Consider the following 9,901-nt stretch of genomic DNA (forward strand, 5'->3'; position numbering starts at 1 on the left):
CTATCGCCGCATCGAGGAGCTCTTGGCGGGGGGGCGTACATTGTTTTTTGTGTCTCACAGCGAGAAGGACCTCAGACGTTTCTGCACCCGCGGTCTCTACCTCGACAAGGGGTCGCTCGTGCTCGATGCCTCCCTCGACGAGGTGCTGGACCGCTACGACGAGGAGTACGGGGTCAAGGCATGACGATCGTCCCGGGAGGACGCACGTCGGCCCGGGTCGAGAAGGGTCTCGAGAGGCTGCTGTCCGTGCAGCGCCCGCTTGTGCTCGCGAACGTGCGCGCCATCCGTCGTCGGCATCCGGAGGCCACTCCCGCGGAGGTCATCACCATCCTCGAGCGCCACTATCTGGCCGCCGTCACGACCGGGGGTGCTGCCGTCGGCGCGAGCGCCGTGATTCCGGGGGTGGGCATCGGGATCTCGCTGGCCCTGTCCGGCGTCGAGACCGCCGGCTTCCTCGAGGCCAGCGCCCTGTTCGCGCAGTCGATCACGGAGGTGCACGGCATCGCGGTCGAAGACCCCGAACGCGCCCGCACCCTCGTCATGACGATGATGCTCGGCACGGCGGGCTCTGACCTGGTGCGACAGCTGGCCGGACAGGCCGCGGGGACCGGGCCGAACCGGAGCCGGTTCTGGGGAGAGCTGGTCACCAAAAGCCTTCCGACGAGGACGCTGAACAGCATCGGCAACCGGATGCGCACGGTGTTCGTCCGGCGTTTCGCGACCAGGGAGGGAGCGAACGTCGTGGGACGGACCATCCCCTTCGGAATCGGTGCCCTCATCGGCGGGACCGGCAACCACATGCTCGGATGCAAGGTGGTCACGAGCTCCCGCGGCGCGTTCGGACCGGCGCCGGATGTCTTCCCCGCGGTCTTCGAGGCCGCGGTCAAGCCGGCGCGGGTCACGACCGCACGCACGAGGATCTCCCTGCCCCGATTCGTCCGGCGGGCGAAGGACTAGTCCTTCCGCTCACAGCCCTGATCTCGCCGGACCATCCCCCGGCGGAGGAGATTCGGTCGATTCCACCGCGATTCCGTCAGTGCCGATCGCTAGTTTCTCCCCATGAACGGCCCTCGATCCTCCTTCCCTCCCGGCCCATACCCCGTTCCATTCCGAATCCAACGCGACGCGGGGCCGCGGCGGTACGTCCTCGTCAACGAGGGGGACGAACCCGTCGACGGGGTGACGCTCAGCCTTCTCGGCGCCGGGGTCATGCCCGCCAGCGCGCCATCGACCCTGCTGCCAGGGCAGTCCCTCGAGGTGATGATCTCGGCCCACGATCTGGCACGGAGCACCGTTCTGATCGTGCGCTGGTTCCGACCTTCCGGGGAGGAATACCTCTGGCGGGTGAGCTTCTGACCCTCTCAGCGCCCCACGCGGTGCTGGCGCTCGCGCACGAAGTCCGCCGCGGTGAACGAGGCCTTCCGCTCCGGAAGCGACGATCCCTCTATGCCCTGCAGGAGGGTTCCGGGATCGATGCTGAGCACCGATGCGATCAGCACGATGGTGTGGAAGTTCGGATTGCCAAGGCCGCGCTCGATCTTGCCGTAGTTCGAGACGTTCATGCCGGCGAGATGCGCGATCTCTTCCTGGCTGCACGAGAGCTTGATCCGCCGATCACGAATGCGCTGGCCCAGTATGCGGGCCGCGTCGGAGATCGGTTGGGACATATGTCATTGCTACTTGCCCTATGAGGTAACAGCCAGACGCCGCAGCACTGGGGCTTAAATGCCTCAGGGCGTGCGTCTCGCGCGGTCGATCGTCATGGGTGCGGACGAAGACGGATCTCGGACGAGCCGATGCCGCCGTCGATCCAGGGCTTCGATCAGTCGTCGCCCTCATCGGTGTCGAACGGATCCGGCTCTCGTGTCCGCCTGTCGTGAGCGTGCAGAGCGGCCTGGACGCGCCACTTCTCCACCAGCTCCTCGACGGCGGCGTGGAACCGCGCCGTCGCCGCTCCCGGCGTGGTGTCGCCGAAATGGCGTCGGACCCAGAACTCCAGCCGCTCCCTCGCGTCCTTGCTGTTCCGAACCCGGTCGACGATCGCGACGACATCCCCCGCCTCCTCGGCGGTCAGCCATTCGGCGGCACCCAGGTATCCCTTGCTGTCGATCTCCGCTTCCGCGGAAACGGGACGCGCGACGATGAGCGGCTTGCCGGTGGCGAGACGGTCGTAGACCATCGCCGACACGTCGGTGATGGCCACATCCGCGGCGGCCAGCTGCCAGCCGAGGTCGGGGCCGTTGTCGTAGACGTGCTGTGCGCTCGGATCGCTGGCGTTCGCCGCGGCGATCGCGGCGATGATCGTGCGGTTCGCCCTGGCGACCTCGGCGTCGATGACCCCCGTCCGCGGATGCGGCCGATAGATCACCCGGTGGGTCCCCGTGCCCAGGAGGGCTCGGACCAGGGTCTCACCGTGCGTGGCGACCGAACCGTAGGCCGCGGCCGCCCGATCGCCCTCCCAGGTCGGGGCGTAGAGCACGACGGTGCGATCGTCGGGCCGATACGGCAGGGCGCCGGCGAAGTGATCCGCCTGAGGGCGCCCGATCATCAGGGTGCGGCCGTCGACGTCGAAGTCCCAGAGCTTGTGCCGCAGCCGATCCCGCGCGGCCTCACCCGCGACCAGGCTGTAGTCATAGGCCTTGAACTGGTTCGTCGTCATGTACATCTTGTCGCTCTCACCATGATTGATGAAGACGTGCCACATGCGCCCATACCGGAACATCTGGAAGTTCTTGCTGTTCTGATTGACGTAGAAGACGATCTTGATGTCCTGAGTGGCCACGAAGGTCTCGACCTCAACGACCGTGCGCAGGTAGACGACGGGCACCGGTGATTCCTCGAGCAGAGTCAGTGCGGTTCCCGGCGACCGGGACAGGATGACCACCGGATGGGTCGCCGACAGCTCCGCGAGCGGCGCATACCACTGCCGGATCTGATAGAGGTTCACCCGAGTATCGGCGAAATAGACGACGATCTCGGCGCTGCCCGCCGGCAGCACGGTGACGCTCGATCCCCGCTGCGCCAGGTCGGCGCGGTTACGACGAGAACGCAGCAGGTTGGACAGGACACGGCGGGCAGTCTTCACGTCGTTGAGCAGGGGCACCGTTCGATTAAAGCAGCGCCCGCTGAGGAAGAGCCTCCCCCACCCCGCCGTTACCGAGACGATACGCCGGGCCGGCCGAAATCGCTGCTGCTAGGCTCCAGTCGTGCCGAGCTTCAACTTTGCGAGGGGGAACGCGAAGAAGCTTCTCTCCCTGCCGCTCTACGCCATGGGGTCCTTCGCGAGTCTGATGGTTCCACGCAGCGACCGGCAATGGGTGTTCGGGTCCGGCGGCGGGGTCGGTGAGGGCTCGCTGGCCGTCCTATCCGTGGCCCGCGGCGGCGATCCGTCGCTCCGGATCACCTGGATGGCCCGCAATCCAGACGACCTGGAGCGCGCCAGGGCCCTCGGGCTCCGAGCGGTCCTGGCAACGAGCGCCAGAGGATTCTGGGCGACCCTGCGAGCACGGGTGGCGGTCGTGACCCACGGCTTCGGCGACGTGAACCGATACGGCACCCGGGGCGCCTTCGTCGCTCAGCTGTGGCACGGCATTCCGCTCAAGCTGATCCAGCTCGATTCGCCGGTGACCATGCGCAGCGGCATCCTGTCACGCTCGCGCCTTCTGCGGGGCCAGCTCAGGTGGTTCTACCGTCGCGGCTATCGTCGTGGCATCACGCTGATGCCCGCCTCCTCCGAGCTGGTCGCGGCGCGACTGAGGAGCGCCTTCGGGCTGCCGTCCGATCGGGTGGTCGTCACCGGCGATCCCCGCGACGACGTGCTCTGTCGGGGCACCGCCGAGACGCGTCGGGATGCCGCGAAAGCGCTGCTGGCCGAGAGACTGCCGAGCGCGGGAGAATCCCGGGTCGTGCTCTTCGCCCCGACCTGGCGCGACGGTGCAGTCGACCCGGGAGTGCCGTCCGAACGGGATTGGTCCCGTCTCGACTCCTGGCTCCGGGCCACGGACACGTTCCTCGTCATCCGCCCGCACCCGCTCGGCATCGGCGACTATCTCGCCGGACCAGCCCGCTCCGACCGGATCGCGCTGCTCACGCCCGCGGCGCAGCGGGACATCAATCCCGTGCTGCCCGCCGTCGACGCGCTCATCACCGACTACTCCTCCATCGCCTTCGACTACTCGCTCACGGCTGGCCCGATCTTCTTCCTCGCCCCCGACGAGGAGGAGTACACCGCCTCGCGGGGGCTCTACGAGCCGTATCGCGAGTTCAGCGGTGCGCGCCAGGTGCGCTCGTGGCCGGCCCTCGTGAGCCAGTTGGAACGCTACGACTCCGACGAGACCTGGGCCGAGGCCGTCCGACAGCACACCGTGAGCCTCCGCGACCGCCACTTCGAGTTCCTGGACGGTCATAATGCTGAGAGAGTGTATGAGCAGATAACCCGCCGCCTGAAAGCTCGTCAATGACCTCACATCCCGCACCGCCCTCGCCCGGTGCTCACCCCGTCATCGACACGGTCGTCGTGACGGCGACAGATTCGCCATCCGTGATCTTCGAGGGTCACGGCATGCTCCGCGGCGCGGACCTCGTCGGTTCGCGACAGTCGCTCGCCGCCGAGGTCACCTGGCGCGGCGACACCTGGCGCGCAGAGGTCCCCCTGCTCGACTCCTCCTGGCGCGGCCCCCTCCTGCCCCCGCGGTCCGGACGCTACGTCCTGACGGCAGCAGGCCCGGATCCGATTCCCGTCTCGAGCACCGCCGAGCTCCCGGCTCCGCAGTTGCTGCCCGGCGTGACGCGGGTCTCCTTCGCGGCCGGCGAGAACGGTCTGGAGATCGTCTTCGCGGCTCCCCTCACCGATCGGGAACGTGGGTCCCTCCAGCAGGCCTCTCTCGAGGCCGACTACCGCGCGACCGCCTACGAACCCCTCAACGCGGTGTTCTTCGAGAGTTTCTGGGGCCAGAACGCGTCCTGCAACCCTCGCGCCATCGACCGGTCACTCGCCCGGCTCCGCCCGGACATCACGCGGTACTGGAGCGTCGCCGATGCCTCCGTCGAGGTGCCGGAGGGCGCCGTCGCCCTCATCGAGGGCAGCGTGGAATGGTGGCGCATCCGCGGGTCCGCCCGCCTTCTCGTCGTCAACGACTGGCTGCGCAAACGACTCCGGAAGCGCGCGTACCAGACCGTGCTGCAGACCTGGCACGGCACCATGCTCAAGAAGCTCGCCCTGAGCCGTCTCCGTCTCGGGCTGCGGCCCATGCTCGCGACCCTCTCCGAGAGCAGCCGGTGGGACATCCTGTTGGCCCAGAACCCCTACAGCAGGAAGGTATTCCGCAGGGCGTATGCGTTCCGCGGGCCCGTATGGGAAGAGGGATACCCGCGCGACGACATCCTCGTCACCGGAGACGCCGCCGCCGTCCGCGAACGGCTGGGCATCCCGGACGACGTGACGGTGCTCCTCTACGCGCCCACCTGGCGGGACGATCATCCCGATCAGGTTGATCATCTCGATGTCTCCCGGTTCGCCACGAGTATGGGCGAGGGATACGTCACCCTGATCCGCGGGCATTCCCGCACGCTGCGACCCGGACAGGATGTCCATGCGGACAACGTCCTCGATGTCACGGGCTACCCGGACGTCTCCGAGCTCTTCCTCGTGGCTGACGTGCTCATCACCGACTACTCCTCCGTGATGTTCGACTTCACGGTGACCGGCAAACCGGTGTTCTTCTTCACCCCGGACCTGGAGCACTATCGGGAGAAGCTGCGCGGCTTCTATTTCGACCTCATCCCGTGGGCACCCGGGCCGGTGGTCCCGACGCTCGAGGAGCTCGTCGAGCTGATCAGGGTGAGGGAGGCGATCCGTCCGGGATTCGCCCGCAAGTATCGTGCCTGGCAGGCCCGGTTCAACCCGCTGGACGACGGCGGCGCGGCCGACCGGGTGGTGAACCGGCTGCTCGCGGAGGGGATCGTCGGCTGAGCGGGATCAGATGCCGGTGCGCGAGGTGTCGACCGTGTCACGAGCGCCGCGGACGAGCCCGACGATGAACCCCGCCCCCCAGCTCAGATGCATGGTGGGGAGCACAAGCGCGAACCGCCAGCGATCGCTCCATCGCGGTCCTCCCGCGGGCGAGAAGCTCAACAGCAGCACCAGCACCAGATAGGCGACGGGGCCGAGATAGATCAGGGAGAGGACGAGGCTCGGCCAGCCGGTGACCACGTCGGTGACCTGCAGCACGAGGAGCACCAGGCTGAGGACGGCGACGAGGACGAGCAGCGGCGGTGCGAAGAAACGCCAGGGATTGCGTCCCGCATACCGACGCACGAGCTCGCCGCGCCAGATGCCGGTCGCGCAGAACTGGCGGACGAGCTTGGGCCAATTCTCCCGGGGCCAGTAGGTCACCTCGAGAGAGGGGTCGAACCAGACGGAATGACCGGCCGCCCGGATGCGCAGGTTGAGCTCCCAGTCCTCGCCTCGACGAACGGACTCGTCGAACAGCGCGACCTCGTCGAGCACCTCCCTGCGGAAGACTCCTAGGTAGGCGGACTCGGCCGGCCCCTCCTCCGCGCCGCCGTGGTAGCTGCCGCCGCCCAGACCAAACCGGCTGTTGTAGGCGCGCGCCACGGCCGACTGGAACGGAGTCTTGCCCCTCGCCTTCATGACTCCGCCGACGTTGGCCGCGCCGGTGCGGTTCAGGGTGGCGATCGCCTCACGCGTGTATCCGGGCTCGAGCTCCGAATGCGCATCCACCCTGACGATGATCGGGTATCTGCTGGCCCTGATCGCGAGATTCAGGCCGACGGGGATGTCCGTGCCGGGATTCATCACGCACACGATGCGCTCGTCGGCCGCGGCCAGGCGCTGGACCAGTTCGGTGGTGCCGTCGGAGGACGGCCCGAGTGCGAGGATGAGCTCCCGTTCGCCGGCGTAATCCTGCCCGAGCACGGTGTGGATCGCGTTCTCGATGTAGGCGACTTCGTTGAGCACCGGAATCACATAGGACACGCCTGGTAGGGCGGGTACCTCGGTTGCCATGGCGTCCAATACGGGTCGAGTTCGACGGTCGGTTGAGCCTATCAGCCGACGCGAAACGGGCACGGACACCCCGCTTTCGCGAGGCATCCGTGCCCGTTTATCGGCCCCGGATTACTTGAGCTCCCCCAGGGTCACCGACACGGTGGTCGACTTGCCGTCCCGCACGTAGGTGAGGTCGGTCTTGGCGCCCGCGGGGAGGAACCGCACCTGCGCCGTGAGGTCGGTGCTGCTGGTGATGGCGACGCCATCGAAGTTGGTCACAACGTCGCCGGCCTTGAGGCCTGCGCTTGCCGCGGCGCCACCGCCGGTGACGTCCTTGATCAGGGCGCCGACCGTCGAGCTGTCCGAGGTCGAGGTCACGTCGGCGACGCTCGCACCGAGCAGGCCGTGTGTCGCCTTGCCGTTCTTGATGATCTCGTTGGCCACCCGCTGGGCCAGGTTGGCCGGGATGGCGAATCCGACGCCGATGCTTCCCGACTGGGACGTGCTCGAGGTGTCCCCTGCGCTGGCGATGGCGACGTTGATGCCGATCACCTGCGCGTCGGAGTTGAGCAGCGCGCCACCCGAGTTGCCGGGGTTGATGGCGGCATCCGTCTGGATGACGGGGAGAGAGATGGTCGCTGCCGACGTCTGGCTCTGCTGAGAGTCACCCTGGCCGTTGTCGAACTGCCAGAAGTCGAACGGGCCGTTCTGGCCGTTCCCGTTCGGCGTCGAGCTGTCGCCGGAGCTGGAGTCGGGTGCCGCGGAGGAGGCGATCGAGATGCTGCGGTTGAGGGCGCTGACGATTCCGTCGGTGACCGTGTTGGACAGTCCGAGCGGGGCGCCGATGGCGACCGCGGTCTCGCCGACGTTGAGCTTACTGGAGTTGGCGAACTCCGCCGGCTGGAGGCCGCTCGCGTTCTTGAGTTTGATGACCGCCAGGTCTGCGATCGGGTCGGTCCCGACGATGCTCGCCTCGTAGAGGTGGCCGTCGGAGGTGGTGACCTGGACGGTGGGGTTCGCGATCTCACCGTCGAGGGTGACGACGTGGGTGTTGGTGAGCACGTAGCCGTCCTTGCTCAGGATCACGCCCGACCCGGTGCCCGCCTCGCTGTTGCTGGTCACGGAGATGGTGACGACAGACGCGGCGGCCTTCGCGGCGACCGCGGTGACGACGTTGACGCTTTCGGTGTCGTTGACAACGATGTTCTGCGGTGTCGTCGTGCTCGCGCTGACCTGGTTGTCTTGATTGGCCGAGACCGCCCACGTTGCGACTCCCGCACCGGCGACGCCGCCGACGAGGGCGCCGACCGCGAGCGCCGCGATGAGCCCGACCCGGGCGGACCGCGGTTTGGTTGTGGTGGTCGTGCCCTGCGACTCGCCGTCGAACTGGGGCTGGACCGGCTGACCGAACGCGTCCGTCTGGGCGGTGACAGGTGCCTCGTTGGTGGGGTTTTCGGGGGTGTGAGGACCAGAAGTGGGATCCTGAGGTTCATCGGTCATGGGGGCTGCTCCTTCCAAGCGTTGCCAGCATCCACCGCCAACCTGAACATTGTATTTGGACGCGCTGTGAGCCGGCCGGCGTCTTCCTAAGCCTTCGCTCGACCGTTCAGCAGCCCGGTCCGGATGGCTTCGTCGCGCAGTCTCGAGCGACGAGAACCGTCTTGGCGTCGTCCGCGATCGCCACAAGTCGGTTGGCCGGAACGGCGAGGCTGCCGGCTATCGAGGTCCAGTCGCCGCCGGCGAAACGGTACTCGGCGGTGAAGTCGATCGTGAGATCGATGGAGTAGGTCCCCGCTCGACGATAGACGTGACTGGTCGGGGTCGGCTCGAACTCCTCCACCCCCTGCGCAGCCCACGGAGCGCCCCTCGCCGTCAGGGTGGCGGAATGACCGTCGCCGTAGACCCAGTGGTACCGCTTTGACGTGAATCGCACAGAGGCGGGCCGGGAGAGAAGCTGCCCGTCCAGCACCTGGACGGGCGCCTCGACATAGAAGTTGACGGGGAGACCGATGACCATCCATCCGTTCGGCTCCATGCGAGCGATGCCGGCCCGTGGCGCGAAGCCGATCAGGTCTCGCAGCGTGACAGGGCCATTGGCCGATGGAGACTCTGGCGGGCTGATGTGATAGCCGTCGCGAAGATCGGCGCACCTGTCGCAGGGAGCGGCGACGGATGGCTCTCCGGTGCCCTTGGTGACGTCGTCCCGTCCTCCCCGCGAGGGGCCGCCGGCGGAACCCGGCGTCGTGAGGGATCCGCCGAGCTCGACCCCGCCGTTGTTGATGCCGCCGGTGACCGTGGGACAACCCGTGGTCTGAGACATGACCTCGGTGCAGCGACCTTCGAACCGAGCACTCGGTGAGCCGCTCGCCACCATTCCAACGATCCCTACAAGGGCATAAAGAATTGCCATGCGGCCACTCAACATGACAGACCTGGCCACGGCTGTTTGTCGATGAGGACAAGGCCGGCTGCAGATTTCGACGACCGGCTGAACGTTGCTTCATAGCCAACACGGTCGGGCCGAGATGGTGAAACAACAGAATGGTTGGACGCATCTACTACATCGACTGCGCTCACGTCCTCGCAAAGATAGACGACAACAGCAGCCTTGGAATTCTGATCCACCTGTTGTAGCAGCACGCTGTCAAAAGTTGTGCCGCCTGTGCTGCGATATCCCTTTTCGGCAGCCTCCTTGAACGCCTCAACGTTTGCCGTCAGCTGTTCCCCGTCTGCTACAGCCCTCAGCCGATCGGGGTCCGCGCCTCCGTCCATGAGAATCTGGTCCGATACACGCACATACGCGGCGTAGGCATCCGTGGCTGCGGCGAGCGCATCCGCTTCCGTGGCGAAGATCGGGGTGGGACTCGGCCCCGGGGTCGAGCTCGGACGGGG

At 67.2% G+C, this 9,901-nt stretch carries 10 protein-coding genes and 1 pseudogene; 5 read left to right on the forward strand and 6 right to left on the reverse strand.

Features of this window, described 5'->3' with window-relative positions:
- From VGC18_RS14885 to VGC18_RS14895, 3 genes and pseudogenes are all read left to right on the forward strand, one after another.
- Positions 1-184, forward strand: a pseudogene (locus tag VGC18_RS14885) (ABC transporter ATP-binding protein); the annotation flags it as partial.
- Positions 181-957, forward strand: coding sequence for a hypothetical protein (locus VGC18_RS14890; protein ID WP_331098796.1), 777 nt, complete (start codon positions 181-183; stop codon positions 955-957). The pseudogene VGC18_RS14885 and the gene VGC18_RS14890, both read left to right, overlap by 4 nt.
- Positions 958-1,059: 102 nt before the next feature.
- Positions 1,060-1,356: a hypothetical protein gene (locus tag VGC18_RS14895; RefSeq protein ID WP_331098798.1), complete on the forward strand. Its 297-nt coding sequence runs from the start codon at positions 1,060-1,062 to the stop codon at positions 1,354-1,356.
- 5 nt (positions 1,357-1,361) lie between these two features.
- Here the strand turns inward: VGC18_RS14895 and VGC18_RS14900 are convergent, their stop codons facing one another.
- Positions 1,362-1,667 (reverse strand): helix-turn-helix transcriptional regulator, encoded by a 306-nt coding sequence (locus VGC18_RS14900; RefSeq protein WP_331098800.1) that lies wholly within the window; start codon positions 1,665-1,667, stop codon positions 1,362-1,364.
- A gap of 155 nt (positions 1,668-1,822) precedes the next feature.
- Positions 1,823-3,103 (reverse strand): CDP-glycerol glycerophosphotransferase family protein, encoded by a 1,281-nt coding sequence (locus tag VGC18_RS14905; RefSeq protein ID WP_331098802.1) that lies wholly within the window; start codon positions 3,101-3,103, stop codon positions 1,823-1,825.
- Positions 3,104-3,206: 103 nt separating this feature from the next.
- On the opposite strand from VGC18_RS14905, the gene VGC18_RS14910 reads away from it, so the two are divergent.
- Positions 3,207-4,460 carry a CDP-glycerol glycerophosphotransferase family protein gene (locus VGC18_RS14910; RefSeq protein ID WP_331098804.1) on the forward strand — a complete coding sequence of 418 codons (1,254 nt, stop codon included), beginning with the start codon at positions 3,207-3,209 and terminating at the stop codon, positions 4,458-4,460.
- Complete coding sequence (locus tag VGC18_RS14915; RefSeq protein ID WP_331098806.1) at positions 4,457-5,971, forward strand: CDP-glycerol glycerophosphotransferase family protein; 1,515 nt, start codon at positions 4,457-4,459, stop codon at positions 5,969-5,971. The genes VGC18_RS14910 and VGC18_RS14915 overlap by 4 nt, the downstream gene beginning before the upstream one ends.
- Positions 5,972-5,977: 6 nt before the next feature.
- Here the strand turns inward: VGC18_RS14915 and VGC18_RS14920 are convergent, their stop codons facing one another.
- From VGC18_RS14920 to VGC18_RS14935, 4 genes are all read right to left on the reverse strand, one after another.
- Positions 5,978-7,027 (reverse strand): glycosyltransferase family 2 protein, encoded by a 1,050-nt coding sequence (locus VGC18_RS14920; protein WP_331098808.1) that lies wholly within the window; start codon positions 7,025-7,027, stop codon positions 5,978-5,980.
- A gap of 111 nt (positions 7,028-7,138) precedes the next feature.
- Positions 7,139-8,509 (reverse strand): S1C family serine protease, encoded by a 1,371-nt coding sequence (locus VGC18_RS14925; RefSeq protein ID WP_331098810.1) that lies wholly within the window; start codon positions 8,507-8,509, stop codon positions 7,139-7,141.
- A gap of 106 nt (positions 8,510-8,615) precedes the next feature.
- Positions 8,616-9,329, reverse strand: coding sequence for a hypothetical protein (locus VGC18_RS14930; RefSeq protein ID WP_331098812.1), 714 nt, complete (start codon positions 9,327-9,329; stop codon positions 8,616-8,618).
- A 98-nt stretch (positions 9,330-9,427) separates the two neighbouring features.
- Positions 9,428-9,901: hypothetical protein (locus VGC18_RS14935; protein WP_331098814.1), on the reverse strand; the 474-nt coding region annotated here is incomplete at its 5' end.

This window comes from Lacisediminihabitans sp. (genome assembly GCF_036404185.1).
GTDB lineage: Bacteria > Actinomycetota > Actinomycetes > Actinomycetales > Microbacteriaceae > Lacisediminihabitans.